At 45.5% G+C, this 19034-nt stretch carries 15 protein-coding genes; 13 read left to right on the forward strand and 2 right to left on the reverse strand.

Going from position 1 to position 19034, the window contains the following annotated elements:
• The first annotated feature begins 272 nt into the window (after positions 1 to 272).
• The 9 genes from AC55NX_RS04210 (at position 273) to prfC (ending at position 10311) form a co-directional block, all read left to right on the forward strand.
• Positions 273 to 767 carry a hypothetical protein gene (locus tag AC55NX_RS04210; RefSeq protein WP_496994594.1) on the forward strand — a complete coding sequence of 165 codons (495 nt, stop codon included), beginning with the start codon at positions 273 to 275 and terminating at the stop codon, positions 765 to 767.
• Between the two features lie 79 nt (positions 768 to 846).
• Positions 847 to 2262, forward strand: coding sequence for an O-antigen ligase family protein (locus AC55NX_RS04215; protein WP_496994595.1), 1416 nt, complete (start codon positions 847 to 849; stop codon positions 2260 to 2262).
• A gap of 264 nt (positions 2263 to 2526) precedes the next feature.
• Positions 2527 to 3489 (forward strand): porin, encoded by a 963-nt coding sequence (locus tag AC55NX_RS04220; RefSeq protein ID WP_496994596.1) that lies wholly within the window; start codon positions 2527 to 2529, stop codon positions 3487 to 3489.
• Between the two features lie 134 nt (positions 3490 to 3623).
• Entirely contained in the window at positions 3624 to 4301 is a 678-nt protein-coding gene (locus tag AC55NX_RS04225; protein WP_496994597.1) for a YccT family protein, read from the forward strand.
• Positions 4302 to 4320: 19 nt separating this feature from the next.
• The gene (locus AC55NX_RS04230) at positions 4321 to 4767 is read left to right on the forward strand and encodes a low molecular weight protein-tyrosine-phosphatase (protein ID WP_496994598.1); all 447 of its coding nucleotides are present in this window, start codon (positions 4321 to 4323) and stop codon (positions 4765 to 4767) included.
• Positions 4768 to 5164: 397 nt separating this feature from the next.
• Entirely contained in the window at positions 5165 to 6676 is a 1512-nt protein-coding gene (locus tag AC55NX_RS04235) for a polysaccharide deacetylase family protein (protein WP_496994599.1), read from the forward strand.
• 231 nt (positions 6677 to 6907) lie between these two features.
• Positions 6908 to 7630 carry a response regulator gene (locus AC55NX_RS04240; RefSeq protein WP_496994600.1) on the forward strand — a complete coding sequence of 241 codons (723 nt, stop codon included), beginning with the start codon at positions 6908 to 6910 and terminating at the stop codon, positions 7628 to 7630.
• A 256-nt stretch (positions 7631 to 7886) separates the two neighbouring features.
• A complete protein-coding gene (locus AC55NX_RS04245) occupies positions 7887 to 8429 on the forward strand; it encodes a porin family protein (protein WP_496994601.1) in 543 nt (180 codons plus the stop codon).
• A gap of 292 nt (positions 8430 to 8721) precedes the next feature.
• A complete protein-coding gene (gene prfC / locus AC55NX_RS04250; protein ID WP_496994602.1) occupies positions 8722 to 10311 on the forward strand; it encodes a peptide chain release factor 3 in 1590 nt (529 codons plus the stop codon).
• A 76-nt stretch (positions 10312 to 10387) separates the two neighbouring features.
• Here the strand turns inward: prfC and srmB are convergent, their stop codons facing one another.
• A complete protein-coding gene (gene srmB / locus AC55NX_RS04255; RefSeq protein ID WP_496994651.1) occupies positions 10388 to 11635 on the reverse strand; it encodes an ATP-dependent RNA helicase SrmB in 1248 nt (415 codons plus the stop codon).
• A 152-nt stretch (positions 11636 to 11787) separates the two neighbouring features.
• Positions 11788 to 12510, reverse strand: coding sequence for a tRNA1(Val) (adenine(37)-N6)-methyltransferase (locus tag AC55NX_RS04260; protein ID WP_496994603.1), 723 nt, complete (start codon positions 12508 to 12510; stop codon positions 11788 to 11790).
• Positions 12511 to 12864: 354 nt separating this feature from the next.
• Here AC55NX_RS04260 and brnQ point away from each other — a divergent pair, with 354 nt between their 5' ends.
• The 4 genes from brnQ (at position 12865) to vpsR (ending at position 18746) form a co-directional block, all read left to right on the forward strand.
• Positions 12865 to 14181, forward strand: a complete 1317-nt coding sequence (gene brnQ / locus AC55NX_RS04265) for a branched-chain amino acid transport system II carrier protein (RefSeq protein ID WP_496994604.1) — start codon at positions 12865 to 12867, stop codon at positions 14179 to 14181.
• Between the two features lie 215 nt (positions 14182 to 14396).
• Positions 14397 to 15495 (forward strand): peptide chain release factor 2 gene (gene prfB / locus AC55NX_RS04270; RefSeq protein WP_496994605.1). Its coding sequence is split into 2 segments (ribosomal slippage): positions 14397 to 14471 and positions 14473 to 15495, totalling 1098 coding nucleotides; the frame shifts between segments, so codons are not numbered across the junction.
• Between the two features lie 30 nt (positions 15496 to 15525).
• On the forward strand, positions 15526 to 17058 hold the full coding sequence (gene lysS, locus AC55NX_RS04275) for a lysine--tRNA ligase (RefSeq protein WP_496994606.1): 1533 nt from the start codon (positions 15526 to 15528) through the stop codon (positions 17056 to 17058).
• A gap of 356 nt (positions 17059 to 17414) precedes the next feature.
• Positions 17415 to 18746 carry a cyclic-di-GMP-binding transcriptional regulator VpsR gene (vpsR, locus tag AC55NX_RS04280; RefSeq protein ID WP_496994607.1) on the forward strand — a complete coding sequence of 444 codons (1332 nt, stop codon included), beginning with the start codon at positions 17415 to 17417 and terminating at the stop codon, positions 18744 to 18746.
• The last annotated feature ends 288 nt before the right edge of the window (positions 18747 to 19034 follow it).

Here is a 19034-nt window from a genome sequence, read left to right on the forward strand (position 1 = left end):
AAATTATTTCTCATCAGTTATCGGAGACTTATTGATCTGGTTGTTACACGATTGATGAGTCTCACTTATGTATATTCCAGATTACATTTGTCTCATTATTGATATTCCAATTAGTTCCTAATTCAGTGGCCTTGTTTTACCCTGCCTTCTCACCCTATAGTTTGAATCATCTAGTGAATGTAATAGTCAGCAGAAATTGAGTTGTTACATTTATTATCGGATGGGATAGCCATGATTGAATTGGCATAACGACGGGTAGACGGGTAATTGTGATGAAACTCAAAGGATTTGTAGTACATATTTTATGGGGGGCCGGGCTGGCATTCTCCGTCATGGCGGCACCGGAGAACGGGCGTCAAACTGACACTGTTGTTTCAGCAGCAGTCTCCAATGGTGAGCAAATGCGGGTCGAACAACGGGTTGAACAGCTGTTTGCTGTAAATTCTCCACTCGACGTGGTTCGTATCATGGCTGGGGAAAACCCACTTGATGCCCCGCTGGTGCTGCAAGCGGTGTATCGCAAAGCTCCGAATGTTTCTCTTGAGGATCTCGTGTTAGCAGCCTTTAACGCAGCTCCTGAAGAAGCGCTGGCGATAGCATCAATGGCTCTCGATTTAGGTTTGGATGCGACACTGTTACCGGAACTTGCGATTGCCGCTAATATTGACCCGACGACTGTTGCGCAAGCAACCGCGGCAGGGCCTGCCGCAACACAACAAACAATCATCCGCCGTCACGCCCGGGGCAGTGGTATTTCTCCGAGTTAATGCCGGGTCAAATGTACAACCGGAACTTCCTTCCGTCAGAATTCAGAATTAAAGATGTGAACCTTGAGAGAGGAAGACCGTGACTCATAGCGAACGTTGGTGCTGGTATTCTTTATTGCTCATGCTGATCTGGCTGCCGATTCCGCTCGGTAGCCACAGAATGTGGTCATGGTCGATATTTGAAATTTGGATATCCTGTCAGACATTGTTGCTCAGTGCATCTTTATGGCACCAGTTTCCCTGGCAGAAAATCCGGAAATTTGTCTGGTTGCTGGCACCGTTGGGCCTCTTTCAACTTTGGGTCGCAATTCAGGCGATACCATTGCCTATTGATATGCTTGGTGTCATTGCACCGGATGTTGCTGAGGTTTATCGTCAGGCCGGAGCAGATGTCGGCAGTCTTTCCTATGACCGCTATGCAACATTGACCGGGTTGATGAAGGGGATCGCCTATACACTGTTTGCTCTGAATGCGGTGATTTTGATCCATTCAGTCAAACGTGTGAAAGCCGTGCTTTATGCGTTGGTTATCAGCGGGACTTTTCAATCATTTTATGGGGTCTTGACGGTATTATTAGATACTCATCAAAGCTGGTTATTTCGTTTGCCGCAAGGCAATCGGGCCACGGGGACTTTTATTTATTTCAATCATTTTGCCAATTATCTGGTGATGTGTTTGTGTCTGGGGATCGGGCTGATTGTCTCGCAATTGCATCAGACTGAGTCCGGGTCTTGGCATGTTCGTATCCGGCGTTGGTTCAGTGCGTTGCTGTCCGCCAAAATGATGATCCGTTTATGTTTGATTGTGATGGTTATTGCTTTGATTATGACGCGTTCCCGAATGGGCAATGCGGTTTTCTTCTCAGTAATCGCATGTGGTGGTGTCATTGCTCTGTGCTTTTATAAGAGAAGACCGAGAGCGTTGACGGCATTAATCATATCTATGATGCTCATTGATACATTACTGGTGGGTACATTGTTTGGGGTTGATAAGGTCCAGCAGCGTATCGCATCCACTTCTGTTGAAACCGAGACGCGCGATCAGGCGGTGCAGTGGAGTCTGGATATCATTCGGGACTACCCGTTGACCGGCACGGGGTTAGGCAGCTTTTATTCAACTTTTCCACACTACACACACTACAACATTGGCTATTACAACTATGCCCATAATGACTATGTTCAATTCACTGCTGAGACGGGAATTCCAGCGGTTGTGCTGTTAAGTATACCGATACTGGCCGCACTGTGGTTTTGTTTCAATGTGCTCAGAACCAGACATAGCAAAACGTTGAAAGGAACAGCATTAGGATGCCTGATGGGGATTTTGGCCATGATGGCGCAGATTAGTGTTGATTTTCATCTACAGGCGCCCGCGAATGCTGTGACATTTATTCTGATGCTCGTGTTGTCTGGCTGTGTGAGACAGATTCAAGTCCGTTCGGGAAATCAGACGGTTTCCGTTGAAAAACTGTCCGTTGAAAAACTGACTGTTTGAATGGCGCCATTTAATTTGATGACGTGAAATTAGACGAGAACTTGTTTTATTCATAAGAATGATACGAGAAATTCTTTTATTTATTTTGCGCTGAACAAGAACTTTCATGAAATTGACGTCTGCGCTCCCAATCTATGGATTAATTCTGCAAGTCGTTCAGAACACGATAAATATTACGCCTGATCTATGTCGTGAATCGTTTTTACTGAGATTACTTGTAGATATGAATAGGGCGTCAGTACGATTAAAATATCGGGGAATAAAATGAAAAAGACATTAATTGCTTTAGCAGTGGCAAGCAGCGCTTCGGTGGCTCATGCTGCGGAAATATATTCACTGGATGGTGTAACCGTTGATTTATCCGGGGAAGTCGATGTTCAGTATTATAAATCTCAGGATAAAAGTCAGCATTCTGAATGGAATGTCAACGAAGCCAAGTTTGGCTTTGATATGACTTATGAGATGACCGAGGATCTGGTGGTTGGCTCACATATGGATGTTGATGCCAATGATGAAGAGGACAATGGTTCGGTCAGACGTGGTGATGTATATGGCAAGATCATTTATCTTCAGTCGCATACCATTAGTTTTGGTGCACAACCGACCATACTGGATGACTCCGGTATCGGGGATGACTATGAATTCGGTTTTACCTCCTTCGTTGAAAGTGCGAAGAACGAAGGGGATCAGGTGATTAAATATAAATATGACGGCGGCGAAATGTTTTATGGCGGGCTGGCATATTTGGAGAATAAGAATGATACCAGTAGCTCGGGCAGTGACGATGATTATCAGCTCGATGGAAATATAGGCGCAAGAGTAGAAGATTTTGACTTTACCATTTTCCTTGCGCGAGCCCAGAAAAATAATATTGATATCAGTACCTATGATCTGGAAATCCGCTATCTGTATGGTGACTGGCAGTTTGCCACAACATATGGTACATCTTCGACGGAGCAGGAAAATGCATCGGATCGGGATAAATCAACTTATGGTCTGACCGTGAGTTATAACGACGGTGGCCGGTTGGAATATGCTGCCGGATGGGCGGTGGTTGAGACGGATCATAGTATCAGCAGCACTGTGCCAAACGGTGATGTCAATGATTTCTACATCAATGTAACTTATGCACTGTCAAATGATGTCGCGCTCTATGCCGAAATCGGTCTGACCGATGAAAATGATCAAGAAACGGGTTATGTCATTGGCATGGACACGACGTTCTGACATTGTGGGGCACCATGGCTCGATCGATTGATCTGCTCTTGCCATTGCTGCGTTGATCGCAGACGCTTGATTGTAGAGGTTTAATTGATCGAGCCGGCACCGATTGATGTAAAACACCATTTTAGGGAGTCATTTTGAAACGTATTCTATATATTTGGGGGGTGTTCGTCGGGAGCTGCTCTTGTACAACACTTGCAGCGGAATTGACCTTGCCGGGGAGCGTTGAGTTATTGGCTCTCGATGGTCAGAAAGTTAATCATACCGGCGAGCTTAAGCTACCGGAAGGAAAACATCAGTTGGTGTTTCGGTATGAAGAATCACTGCGTTTCGGCTCTCGTAACAAGAAATATCAGTCGACGCCTTTGATTGTTTCAATCCCATTTTCTGAATCGGCGCAGGTAGTGCTGCGTCATTCTCGTTTTCGTGACTATTCCGCCGCGGAATCTGCATTCGAGAATGGAACGGTGGCATGGCAATTAGCAGATCCGCAGGGTAAGTTAACCGATCTTCAGCCCGTTGAACTGCCCGGTAATCCCGGTTTTCTGCCTTATCAGAATATTGAAGCTGCAATTGAACGCTATAATCGACAACATGGCATTGCGACGTCATCGCTTGGCAAGGCGGCACCAGCCGTTCAGGTACCAGCCACTTTTACACAACAAAAGCCGATGAATAGCCGTCAAACCGTTATTCCTGAGTCATCAGATTCTGGATATTCTGGTGATTTTGTGCCCCGGATTCAGGCTTGGTACTTACAGGCGACAGATGCCGAACGTAAAGCTTTGCTCAAGTGGATGATTGAGCAGCAATAACGTTTCGAAGAGATATCTCATGTTTGAAAGAATTCTTGTGATTTGTGCCGGGAATATCTGCCGTTCTCCTTATGCAGCCGAGCGACTTCAGCGCCTCATGCCTGCTCATACGGTGCACTCTGCCGGTTTACTCACCGAAAAAAGCGGGCTCATCGGTGCTTCGGCAGCCTCGGAAGCACAAGAAGTTGCCGGTACATTAGGGATCGACCTGAGCACTCACCGGGCACAGCAGGTTACCACTGCTATGGTCGATTCCAGTGATTTAATTTTAGTAATGAACCCAAATCAGATTGACATACTGAGCCGAATGTTTCCGAAAGCACGCCATAAAGCGATGCTCTTCGGGCATTGGGTTGGAGTCAGTCAGATTGACGATCCTTATCATAAACCCTCCGTAGTTTTTCAACAGGTTTATGCTGTTCTTGATCGGGCTGCCAAAGCTTGGGCCGATAAGATCAGCAAGTAAGCCACATCTTCACAGGCGGATTATTTTTTAACCTATTTGGTTAGTCTGTGCCATATTTATATATATGTACCATAATAAAATTCCCCTATCTTTTGTCATGCTTCCCAAAATAAGAAGGCTAAACATATACATACAGCAACCTTACTTTTCTCTGTTATTTCAAATTATTTTGCCATGCATGATTGTGCCTAATGAATGAAATTGATTATTTGAATTGAATGGATTCGCATTGGTGTTTTTATTCAGCAATTCTCGCTGAAACTGCACCTGAGGTAACTCGGGGATTTCCCCTGGTTCATGATGAATAAAATAGTCTGTTTAATGATGAGGGAGAGAAAATATGAAGTTAGCTAGGTGGCTTTTATCTTCACATTGCCGATTATTCGGTTGCTTGTTAATGATGTGTTTATCTGTGGTCACGGCCACAGTTCAGGCCAGTGAGACCGACTCAACGAGTCTGCCCACGCCGAAACTACTGGAGAGTTTCGATTCTATGGCGGGATGGTCCGTCAATAGTGGGGGCGTTTTCCAGCAGGTCTGTTCGGTGACGGAAGGTCAGGGAGCAATGGCAGTACTGGGTAAGGGCGAAGAATTGTCCAATGCCATTGCCCAGAAGGTATTATCGGAGCCGATCAATTCGAATGATATGGGTGTGATTGCTTTTGCTGTACGCAAAGAACTACCTCGCGTGACGAGCAATCTGAATGTCAGACTAGGAACGGCCGGCGGCTCGTACACCAGCGTGAATTACAATCTCAATGTCGCCAACCTGAATTCGAATGCACCGTTGAAAACGTATTGGATTGCGTTTCACCAGTCAGAAGATCCACTGTTGTCACAATCGGTTGATATTACAAAAGTCCGGGTCAGTTCACCGTCTCGCAATCCCCCCTATTTGATCAACAATACCATTGATTCACTGTATGAGAATGCGAAAGGTCAACCCACGGTAGTCATTGGTTTTGATGATGGGGAAGATACGATAGCAAGCATTGCCTATCCTTATATGGCGCAGTATGGTTTGGTCGGCACGCTCTATGTTCCGACTCAGCAGGTTGGCTGGGCAGATCGACTGACTTGGGAGCAAATTTCAATGTTGTCGGACGCAGGCTGGGCAATTAGCGTGGATGGTTCTCCAGACGATACACCGATGACTGACGCTGCCGATGTTGCTACTGCGGTAGCCAATGCAACTTCTGCGTGGGATGAGTTGAAACAGCATGGTCTGGATTCCGATGCGATGTATCACCTGTGCTACCCAGGCGGAAAATTTTTCGATACTTCTGTCCGACCGGTTCAGGTAACCGCCATGACTTCGGATGGTTCAAATGTGGTGACCCTTGATGACAGCTATCCGATCCACGTCGGGATGCGAGTCTACGGTTCGAATATTCCCAAGAATACCTATGTGATTAACGGGGGCGGAGAATCCGTTTCTTCGGTCACTTTGTCACAAAAGATTCCGCCACAGAATTTACCTGCAATGTTTAATGATGAATCAGGGGAGTTTTATTTGGATAAACTGCCGGCAGCATTACATAAAAAAGGATTTAAATCAGGACGTATCACCGTCGGCGGCGATATGTATACCCGTTTTGGTTTTGGTGGCAGAGAGATGACGACCATTGGCCAGGGGGCCTCTTACATGACGTTTAACCAATTTTTACCGTTGTTAGAGCGGGTGGTTTTGCGCGGTACTACGATAGAAACTTATTTCCATCGGATTGTGCCGGATCCTGAGGAAGGCTGGACGCCTGATACACCGAATCCGGGGATCAATATTTATGAGTCATTTTTCAAAGCCTATATTGATGCGGTTGCTGAAAAGGTTCAGGCCGGAGATCTGGTCGTACTGACCAAACCACAGTGGTATGAGCGAGATATTGATAAGACGGTTCCTGAATCATAGTTGAGGAGATGTCCATCACTTCTCAATATATGATTTTCGAAAATCAAAGCGATGTCGAACAGCATTCCCTTACCGGCTCACCAAGTGATATCAAAGCCGCCACGGGGGAGTGCTGGTTTCTGTTCGTTCAGTGCAGAATGTGTTGATTTGATACAAAGTGCTACATTCTTTCTGGCAGAATTTCGCTACACTGGATTTGAGAGTCGTTTTATTTTGAGGAGCCAGACATAAATGACCCCCTTGCCGAATTACAATAAACGTATTTTGTTGGTTGAAGATGATCTTGAACTTGCCAGTCTCATTAATGACTTTCTGTCTCGCTATGGGTTTGAGGTGATGACAGTCAACAACGGTATTGATGCCGTTAAGCAAGTGGCTGAACTTCATCCGGATCTGGTGATTCTGGATGTGATGCTGCCGGGGATGAACGGCATGGAAGTTTGTAAAACGATACGCACTTTCTATTCCGGCTATATCTTGATGCAAACGGCTTTAGACGATGATACCGATCAGATGAAGGGATTGGAAATTGGTGCCGATGATTATGTGATTAAGCAGGTGCAACCCCATTTATTACTTTCCCGGATTTATGCTTTATTACGACGTTCAGAAAGACAATTACCGCATTCCGATACGATGACGGAACCGAATACACTGGTGTGTGGGCCGTTGGTGATTGATTTAAGTAATCGGACCGTTGTGTTGAATCAGGAGCCTGTTGAGACGACTACCGCAGAGTTTGAACTATTGGTCTTACTGGCCGATACGGTTGGAAAAGTGGTTAGCCGGGATGAGATTTTGCAGAAAATCCGCGGTTTTGAGTACGATGGTTTGGATCGCTCGATTGATCGCAGAATATCCCGGTTGCGGCAAAAATTGGTGCTGGAGGATGGCAAAGCACTGATCAAAACGGTCAGAGGGGTTGGTTACCAACTCTGTGTTTATACCGATTGAACTTGAACCTAACGGAATGACGTGGGCATCTCGCTTGCTTCGCCTGTCGGCCCCGTTTCCCCGATAGGCTATTTATTTTCACCAGCGCTGCATATTGAGCCGGGATCCGGCCTATCGTGCGGTACTGAGCTTTCTTTTCGCTGTTACAGACTGTCACATAGCGTCACCATAAGTATCTCAAATCTCAGCCTCTGTTCAATGATAATGACAGCATGATTCATGTTGTCCATTTTCATTGTTGTCAGAGGAAAAAGTAATGAAAAAATTCATCAGTATTTTAGGTTCCGCCAGTGTATTGCTCGCATCAACGGGCGAGGCTGCGACTTGGGTTGGCATTGAGGCGGGGATTGGTTCTTCTGATTATGAGTCAGCATCGGATAGTATCGATGTTTCATGGACAGGGGCGATTCAGGCGGGTGTTGATTTGAATCAGAACTGGAGCGTCTTGGCCGGGATACACATGGGGTCGGGGACTAGTGTGCCACGCAAAGAAATCGGTGTGATCACCGAATCAGAAGAGGAACTGGACTACCGTGCCGTATCCCTGAGCCTGAACCGCAACTTTTATCTTACGGATCGCCAGTTTCTTTATGCGTCTGTGGGGCTGAATTATAACCAGACCGAGGTTGAGTTGCGTTCGGTCAAAACGATTGACGAAGATGGGATTGGTTATAATTTACGAGCGGGATGGTTATTACGGCTAGATCAACGGTTTTCGATCAATGTCGGTCTGCAACGTTTAGGGATGAGTGATGTGGATGTTAACTCAGCGAATGTCGGATTGATGTATCGGTTTTAATCAAAGTCAGCCCGATATCAAAGACGGTGGTCTATTTTCACCCGGTGAGGGGTGCCGTCTTGAGTTATCCATCGCTTGCCCTCAGAAAGTCGTAATGAGAGCAGATTTGTCGACCAGTAAATCTTGGCTGTTTAAGCAACCATGATTGTTGAACAACCAGATTGTTTAAACAGCCAAGATCAGCGAGAATAGCAGCCTATTACGATTCACATGACGGATTTGATCTGCAGCGCGCCCGAAAGGCAGCTTGAAACATGTGTACAAATCCGTGTACAGATAAAAGATTTTATTCATGGCTGACCAGAATTTTCTTAACGAAGTTAATAAGCGAAGAACCTTTGCTATCATTTCCCACCCTGATGCGGGTAAAACCACCATTACTGAAAAAGTGTTACTGTTCGGACGTGCGATTCAACAGGCCGGGACCGTCAAAGGACGGGGCTCGAATCAACATGCGAAGTCGGACTGGATGGATATGGAAAAAGAGCGGGGCATTTCGATTACCACGTCAGTTATGCAGTTTCCTTACAATGATTGTCTGGTCAATCTGCTTGATACTCCCGGACACGAAGACTTTTCTGAAGATACCTATCGGACGCTGACGGCTGTCGATTCTTGCCTGATGGTGATCGATGCAGCAAAAGGGGTTGAGGATCGGACTCGTAAGCTGATGGAAGTCACCCGTCTGCGGGATACGCCGATTGTAACCTTCATGAATAAATTGGACCGGGATATCCGGGATCCGATGGAGCTGTTGGATGAAGTTGAGAATGAGCTGAATATTCTCTGTGCACCGGTGACTTGGCCGATTGGCTGCGGTAAATACTTCAAAGGCGTCTATCATTTGCACCGTGATGAGACCATTTTATATTCAACCGGTCAGGGGCATACCATTCAAGAGTTGCGGATCGTCAAAGGGCTCGATAATCCGGAACTTGATCTGGCGGTCGGTGATGATCTGGCAGCGCAACTGAGAGAAGAGCTGGAACTGGTTGTCGGTGCTTCAAATGAATTTGATCAGGAACTGTTCCTGCAAGGAGAACTGACACCGGTATTCTTCGGCACGGCTTTGGGCAACTTCGGTGTTGATCATATGCTTGACGGTCTGACGGAATGGGCACCTGCACCATTACCGCGTCAAACGGCTGAACGTGTGGTGGATGCAACTGAAGAGAAGTTCTCTGGGTTTGTGTTTAAAATTCAGGCCAACATGGATCCGAAACACCGTGACCGGATCGCTTTTATGCGGATTGTGTCCGGCTCTTACCAGCAGGGAATGAAGATCAATCACGTGCGGATCGGCAAACAGGTCAGTATTTCTGATGCAGTTACATTTATGGCTGGTGACCGGACGCGGGCTGAAGAGGCATTTGCCGGTGATATTATCGGTTTGCACAACCATGGTACGATTCAGATTGGTGATACTTTTACCCAGGGAGAAACGATGAAATTTTCCGGGATCCCCAATTTTGCCCCGGAACTGTTTCGCCGGATTCGTCTCAAAGATCCATTGAAGCAGAAGCAGTTGCTGAAAGGATTGGTGCAGTTATCAGAAGAAGGTGCAGTACAGGTCTTCCGTCCGATGCAAAATAACGATCTGATTGTCGGTGCGGTCGGAGTGTTGCAGTTCGATGTGGTCGTGGCACGTCTGAAATCTGAGTACAACGTTGAAGCGATCTATGAGAGTGTTAACGTTGCAACAGCACGCTGGGTCGAGTGTGATAATGAGAAGAAGTTAGATGAATTCCAGCGTAAGAATCAAGCCAATCTGGCTTTAGACGGTGGAGATAATTTGGCTTATATTGCCCCGACGATGGTCAACCTCAATCTGGCCAAAGAGCGCTTCCCGGACGTTGATTTTCGCGCGACTCGCGAGCATTAATCGCGTCATTTGACGTTTCGACAAAGACAAAAAAGCTCCCTTTGGGAGCTTTTTTAATCACTGCGTTTAACCGATGTTATTTCTTCTTCTTTTTGGCGGTTTTCTTTTTCACGACTTGTTTATCTTTGGTCGCTGCTTTTTTCTTCGCCGGAGACTTTTTCTTTTTAAAGACCGGTTTTTTATGTTTGGGGCGCAATCCGTCAATGAACCGTTCTTTAATCTCTTCGCTCATATAACGCTGAATCCGCTCGATCATCGGTTGATCGTGCGCTTCTACCAGAGAAATCGCAATTCCTTTTTTACCGGCCCTTGCCGTCCGACCGATTCGGTGTAGGAACACATCTGCGGTTCGGGGCAGATCATAGTTGATCACATGGCTGATATCAGAAATGTCTAAGCCACGGGCGGCAACATCGGTGGCTAACAAAATGTTGATTTCACCCTCTCGAAATCGGGTGATCGCATTGTTACGCCGTTCTTGCGGCATTTCTCCCTGAATCCACGCACAAGGAATCTGACTGCGTTCTAATTCTGAGCGTAAATCTGCCAGCCGGTCACGAGTTTTCACGAAGACGATGGCACGCTGAGACTGGTTGGTCAGGATCTCTTTGAGCAGATCATTCTTATGAGTCAGGCTATCCGCACGGTGATACCACTGGGTGATTTTCTTTCTTTCTCGCCGAGGCGGTTCGGCGCGGATTTCTGCCGGTTCGTTCAACAGATCCGCTGCAAATCCATCCACCCCTTTCCCTTCCAGTGTGGCAGAGAACAGCAAGGTCTGTTTACGCCAGCGGCATTCAGCGGAAAGGCGATTTACGGTGGGTGCAAAACCCATATCCAGCATTCGGTCCGCTTCATCCAAGATCAGCCATTCGATAGCCCGACAGTCAAAGCGTTCGGCTTCAATGTATTCCATTAATCGGCCGGGAGTCGCGACCACAATATCCTGCGTCGCACCAAGTAGATCGGCATGTTGTTGATATTGAACGCCACCGGTAATCGTCACGATTTTCAGATGGGTCAGTTGAGCCAGCGTCTGGATCTGTTCTGAGACCTGAGCCGCCAATTCACGGGTTGGAGTGAGGATCAGAATCCGGGCCGGCCCCGGTTTTTTGCGCGGAAAGTCGATTAAATACTGAATCGCGGGCAGGCCAAACGCTGCTGTTTTTCCTGTCCCTGTCGGGGCGGATGCCATGACATCCCGGCCGTCTAAAGCGTAGGGGATGGACTCGGCCTGAACTTGTGTCGGGCGATTAAATCCTGCTTTTTCAATGGCTTCAAGAAGACAGGGATCTAATTCTAAGTCTGAAAAATTTTTAATCACGGCTATTTCTCTGCTTGTCGAACGCTCTGCATCAAAACGCTCATTCATCAAACTATCTGTTAAGCTATCTGTTCTCAGTAATCTGGACAACAGGGATGGCAAAACCAAAGCTCGGCATTATAGAGACTTCTATCACGATCTTACATCCTTTTTTACATCTTCAGATAAAACGCTTTGGTGAGTTCGGTAAATGCAGGGGTATAGCTATTTTGGGTGCGAATGGTGAGCTGAGTGAATTCACAAGCCTGTGGTTCTGTTCTGCTGAGTGAGAACAGAACTCGGGACGGGGGTTTTGTCTCTGTGGGTGAAACCAGACAATAGCGCGTTAAAAACCATCCCAGTTGTTTAGCCGAGTCAATCAGTGAATTCCCTTCCTGACAAGGCAAAATCATACTGAGCTGTCCTGAAAGTGAAAGCAAATGCTGACAGTGATGCAAAAGCTGTTGGTGAGAAAAACCGGAAACATGGCGGGCAAGAGCTCGGGCCGGAGCTATTGAAACCTGTCCGGAGGTAAAATAAGGCGGATTACAAATGATCGCATCATAATCCGAGTGGGGCGCAAAGGTTAAGATATCTTGATGTTCTACCTCGATCCGTGCAGCCCATGGGGAATTATCCCGGTTACTGATGGTGGTCTGAATCGCCTGTTCATCAATATCGAGAGCCGTGATCTGTGCCGCCGGGAAGCGTTGGGCACAAAATAAAGCTAATAGGCCGGTGCCTGTGCCGATATCGAGAATCGAACGGAGATTCTCACCATTCATCCAAGCACCCAGTAACACACCATCTGTACTCACGGGCATACCACATTCACCACCGGATACTGAAAATTGTTTGAAATGGAACGTTTTGGGGTGCTGTGATTTTTTCTTCATGGATATTGTTTCACCAATAGCGGACTTCATCTCACTGAAGCCGCTTTTAAACGCTTTTCAGGCCATGAGACGTACATTTTAGCGAGATGTTGGCAGGAATAGCATGACCTTTCAAGTCCACTCTGTTGTTGCTGTGTTTGTGAATGATTTGTACGAAATAATTTTTATTTTTGTATCAATTTTTTGCTTTTTTATTGGTTTATTGTTCTAGTCAATGTGAATTTACATGGATCAATTGACTAATTCTTGTTGTGTTATTGATTATTTCATTCTGTTTGTTCATTATCGCGCAAAAAATGAAAGACAGTCTACTGTCACAATGACAAACACAACATAAACATAAGAAGGTGCTCTGTGAAACAGACATTGAAATTAACCGATATTATGGCGGTCGGCTTTATGCTGTTCGCTTTTTTTCTTGGCGCAGGCAATATAATTTTCCCTCCGCTTGCCGGGCAAATGGCTGGTGAACATCTTTCATCTGCGATGAGTGGTTTTTTACTGACAGCCGTCGGGCTTCCTCTGATTGCGATTATTGCGGTTGCCGTCGCCGGTGGCAGTTGGCAGCACTTAACTAAAGATTTGCCACTTAAGGTATCGACAATCATGGCGGTGCTGATTTTTATCATTATCGGTCCCGCTTTTGCTGCACCTCGCACAGGGCTCGTTGCTTTTGAGATGGCGTTTAAGCCATTAGTCGGTGAAGGTAGCTTCTCTAATCTTACTTTTTTCTCTGTTATATTTTTTGTAGTTGCTGCTTTCTTCTCTTGGTCTCAGGGTAAACTGATTGATTTGATTGGTAAGGTTTTAACTCCAACGTTGTTTATCGGACTGATTATTGTGGCTGTCGGGGTGTTTATTCATCCACAGGGAACCGTTGCTGCGGCGCAAGGCGCATATCTGGAAAAGCCTTTAACCACCGGTTTTCTGGAAGGTTATAACACCATGGATACCTTCGCTTCGTTAATGTTTGGTATGTTGATGGTTGATGTCTTGCGAGGCAAAGGGATTACCGAGGCCCGAGCGACCACCAAGTATTTGATTGCTGCTGCCTTTATCGCAGCTTTCGGACTCGCATTTGTCTATATCTCGTTGTTCTATCTGGGAGCGACCAGTTCAGCCATTGCGACCGGGGCTGATAACGGTGGCGTGATACTCAGCCTTTATGTACAGGCGATGTTTGGTGACTTTGGTCAGCTTGTCTTATCGATCATTGTATTGTTGGCTTGTTTGACGACGGCAATCGGTCTTGTTTCTGCGTGTTCTGATTACTTTAGTTCGCTGACGCGATTCAGTTACCACCAGTGGGTGATTGTGAACAGCGTGGTTTGTGCCGTGATCGCGAATGTGGGTCTGAGTCAGTTAATTTCACTGTCTATTCCGGTTTTATTTGCGTTGTATCCGGTGGCTATTACGCTGGTTGCGCTGACATTTGTCCGAAATAAGCTCCCGAATCCTAAAGTGGCTTACCGAGTGGCTTTACTGGTGTCTTTTCTGTTTGCGCTGATCGATGCTTTCAAGTTTGTGGGAGTGGATGTTTCCTCTTTTAGTTTCTTGCCACTGTTTGATATTGGCATGGGTTGGGTATTGCCGACTGCGATTATATTTGTTGCGATGTTTTGCATGTCCCGTTCAGAGCAATCTCTGGAAATCAACGAAGCGACCCACTGATAGGTCGTGAATGAGAATTCGCTGACTATCAATCCAAGCGATTCTTGTCCCCAAATCGCCGAACGCTGCATGATATCCTGATAATATGGGCGTTCGGTTCGATTTCATCGTGTGCTGGAAAGTCATGTGGAACCAGCAATTTTTCCTGTATCTTCATCACATTTTTCAGTAGAATTCTTCGGTTAAATTCTACTCTAATAAACGATTGAGCAATCATGTTTGAAATCAACCCGATAAAAAACCGCCTGCAGGACGTGTCTGAACGCACAAATGTCCTGAGGGGGTATCTTTGACTATGATGTAAAAAAAGAACGTCTCGAAGAAGTCAACGCAGAACTTGAACAACCCGAAGTATGGAATGAACCCGAACGGGCTCAGGCGCTGGGAAAAGAGCGAGCCACGTTGGAGGCTATCGTTGAAACCATCGATCTCTTGGATCGTGGTGTTGATGATGTCGAAGGTTTGCTTGAACTGGCGGTTGAAGCTGAAGATCAGGAAACGTTCGATGAGATCGGCCCTGAGCTGGATGAGCTGGAAGCAAGTCTGGAGAAACTGGAGTTTCGCCGCATGTTCTCGGGAGAGCACGATCCTTCGGACTGCTACATTGACCTTCAGGCGGGTTCCGGTGGAACCGAAGCACAAGACTGGACTTCAATGTTGCTGCGGATGTATCTGCGCTGGGCTGAAGCGAAAGGCTTCAAGACAGAAGTGATTGAAGTCTCCGGGGGCGAAGTCGCCGGTCTGAAATCGGTAACGGTGCGGATCGTTGGCGAATATGCTTATGGATGGCTGCGGACCGAAACCGGTGTTCACCGTCTGGTGCGTAAATCTCCGTTTGATTCCGGCGGTCGTCGTCATACTTCTTTTGCATCAGCGTTCGTCTATCCGGAAGTTGATGAAAACATTGATATCGATATTAATCCGGCTGATCTGCGCATCGATGTTTACCGGGCATCGGGTGCCGGTGGTCAGCACGTCAATACAACTGAATCTGCGGTACGGATTACGCATTTACCGACCAATACAGTTGTTCAGTGTCAGACAGACCGCTCCCAGCACAAAAACAAAGATCAAGCGATGAAGCAACTTCGGGCGAAGCTGTTTGAACTTGAACTTCATAAACAGAATGCCGAGAAGCAAGCGAATGAAGATGCTAAATCTGATATCGGATGGGGCAGCCAGATTCGTTCTTACGTGCTTGATGACTCGCGGATCAAAGATCTGAGAACGGGGATCGAAAACCGCAATACTCAGGCGGTTCTGGATGGCGACTTAGATAAATTCATTGAAGCAAGCCTGAAATCAGGTCTTTAAGCTTTTCACCGATATGACAGGTACATCGAAATGACTGATGCGATTCAAAACGAAACGACTCAAGAAAGTAACAGACAAGAAGAAAATAAACTCATCGCAGAACGACGCGGTAAGTTAGATTATATCCGTCAGGATTGTAAGGCAAACGGTCACCCGAATGATTTTCGCCGTGATAGTCTGGCCAGTGATTTGCAGCAAACGTTCGGTGAAAAGACAAAAGAAGAATTAGAAGCCTTGAATCATGTTGTGGCGATTGCCGGACGAATTATGGCAAAACGCGGGCCTTTTTTGGTCATTCAAGAAACTTCCGGTCGGATCCAGGCGTATGCAAGTAAAGATGTGCAGAAAGATCTGAAAGCCAAATATCAAGGGTTGGATATTGGTGACATCATTGGTGTGAAAGGTGCGCTGCATAAATCCGGGAAAGGGGATTTATATGTCAATATGGAATCTTACCAACTATTGACGAAAGCGCTGCGCCCGCTACCTGAGAAGTTCCATGGTCTGACCGATCAGGAAATGCGTTATCGCCAACGTTACGTGGATCTGATCATGAACGAAGATTCGCGTCAGGCGTTCATCATCCGCTCTAAGCTGGTCAGCGCGATTCGTCATTTTATGATCGGCAAAGGATACATTGAAGTTGAAACTCCAATGATGCAGAGCATTCCCGGTGGTGCAACAGCACGTCCGTTTATTACCCACCATAATGCGTTAGATATGGAAATGTATCTGCGGATTGCACCGGAACTGTATTTGAAGCGTCTGGTTGTTGGTGGCTTTGACCGTGTATTTGAAATCAACCGTAACTTCAGAAACGAAGGGTTGTCTCCTCGGCATAATCCTGAATTTACCATGATGGAATTCTATCAGGCTTATTCAGACTATAACGATTTGATGGATTTGACCGAAGAGATGCTGAGTTCGGTTGCTCAGGAAGTTTTGGGCGCGACCTCAATGCCTTACGGGGATGAAACGGTTGAGTTTGGCGGCCGCTATACGCGCATGAGCATGTTAGAAGCAGTGAAGCATTACAACCCTGACCATGCGGAGATTCAGGGTCTTGATAATGATAAGATTCAGGATCGTGACCTGATGGTCTCGATTGCTAAATCGCTGCATATCGAAGTTGAACCATTCTGGACATGCGGTCAGTTGCTAGAGGAAATCTTTGGTGAAACGGCTGAGCCAAAACTGATTCAACCGACTTTCATTACGGGTTATCCGGCTGATATTTCTCCATTGGCTCGCCGTAGTGATGACAATCCATTTATTACGGATCGCTTTGAGTTCTTTATCGGAGGCCGGGAAGTCGCCAATGGTTTCTCTGAGTTGAATGACGCTGAAGATCAGGATGCTCGCTTTAAAGCGCAAGTTGATGCGAAAGATGCCGGTGATGATGAAGCGATGTTCTATGATGCAGATTATATCACTGCGCTAGAACATGGTTTACCACCGACTGCCGGACAGGGAATTGGTATTGATCGCTTGGCGATGTTATTCACAAACTCGCATACGATTCGAGATGTAATTTTATTCCCAGCGATGCGTCCTCAGGGATAATTGACTAAATTTATCACTGGTGATGGATTAAAGTGCTAAAAAATACGCAAAGCCTTTCCTTCGGGAAAGGCTTTGTTTTATCAGAAAGAGAAGGTAGGATGATTAGACCAGTGATGATTTCATATATTAGAGGAGTTGCAAGGGGGGAAATATATTTAAGTAGTTGTCATCGGATAAGGAAAACGGGTCGTAGTATTTTATCGCTTCTGTTCTTTTTATGTAATTTCTTATGTTAGTCTCATAATTAAGAATATGCGTTTTTTAATTCGTGCCTACGGTAGCGTAATTATTAATAATTAATACTATATAAGCCCCCAAATAACATAACAATATGAATAAATGATAAGGAATAGTTCATGGGTAATCAGTTCCGTATGGACTCTGTGCCAGGTTCTCTTATCGTGGTTGGTGGCACGTATGAACCATGGCTTTCGGTATTAGAACAAGTTGGTTGGCGATGTTCTCAAGTCGGCGATTTAAGAAAGGCAGATGTCTTGTTTGATGAAGTCGGTCCCTGTATCGGTATTGTCGATTTAAGTCACGATGAGTTCAGTTTAAATGGGGTTGCGAACTTAGTCAGTAGTCATAGACAAGTTCGATGGCTGGCATTCATTCGCGAGTCACAATTAAGCTCAGATACAATATGTCAATTTATTGTAAACTTTTGTATTGATTTCTTTACTGCGCCAATACCTGATGCGCAGTTGCTGAGTACGATCGGGCATCAGCTTGGCATGTTGAAACTTGAAAAAAAAGTATGGCCTCACTATGGGTTAAACGATAATTTTGGCTTGATTGGAGAGTCGGTTTCAATGAAACGACTACGCGATCAGATCAAACGAATTGGACCGACCGATGTGAGTATTTTGATTCATGGTGAAAGTGGTTCAGGGAAAGAGATGGTTGCCAAGGCAGTTCATCATTCCTCTTCCCGTTCCAAAAAGCCATTTATCTCGGTCAATTGTCGGGCGATGTCCGAAAAACGTTTTGCGATGGAATTGTTCGGTATTGGTGCTGATGATGATTTTGTTTCAATTCTGGAAAAAGCAGATGGTGGCACGGTTCTTCTGAATGATATTTTATCGATTACGAAAGATCAGCAACTGAATTTACTCCGCTTCTTCCAAGAAGGCACGATAGAGACATCGAGAGGTTTCCAGACGGTTGATATCCGAATACTTGCGGCAAATGCAACGGATATAGAGAAGGCTTTAATTGATGGTAATTTCAATGATGAGCTGTATCACTATATTAATGTCCTGCGAATCAATGTGCCTAGCTTAAAAGAACGTGTTTCCGATATTCCTTTAATTGCTCGTCATTATCTTCAGCAATTTTCAAAAGAGTACAATGCTCAGGCCCGTGGTTTTACAGAAGATGCTCTCAAAATGCTTTCCCGCTACCATTGGCCAGGGAATATTCGTGAGTTAATCAATCAGGTAAAACGAATGGTCCTGATGTCTGATACCGTGATGCTCAGTGAGAGTAATCTGGACTTGCCAAAATTTGGGGATGGGAAATTAAGTCTGAAAAGTATCCGTGAACGTTCTGAAAAAGAAGCGTTGATGTTGGTGCTTGAGTCTAATTCAGGGCAAATTACTCAGGCGGCAAAAGAGTTAGGCATATCAAGAGCGACAATGTACCGTTTGTTGAATAAGCATAATCTAATTTCGGAAGATATGAACTAATTATATTGAGACTGCCTTATTTTGGCAAAGTCGTATGATACTGTTTGAAAAGCCTTATGATGTTAGTAAGGCTTTTTTATTTTATACCGATATTCACATGGCTAAAAATAGTGTTAGTGAATTGTTTCAATAAAATAATTCATTCTAGTTGAATGTCATCATGATTACATGAGTGATTGTTAATTATTGAACTAATCTATTTTTTTGAAGAATATTGATGATTCATTGATTGATTTATTGAACCATTCCCATTAAATTATCGTCGTGGCTTCGGTCATAATTATCAAT

The sequence above is a fragment of the Vibrio rubrogenes genome, assembly GCF_059641415.1.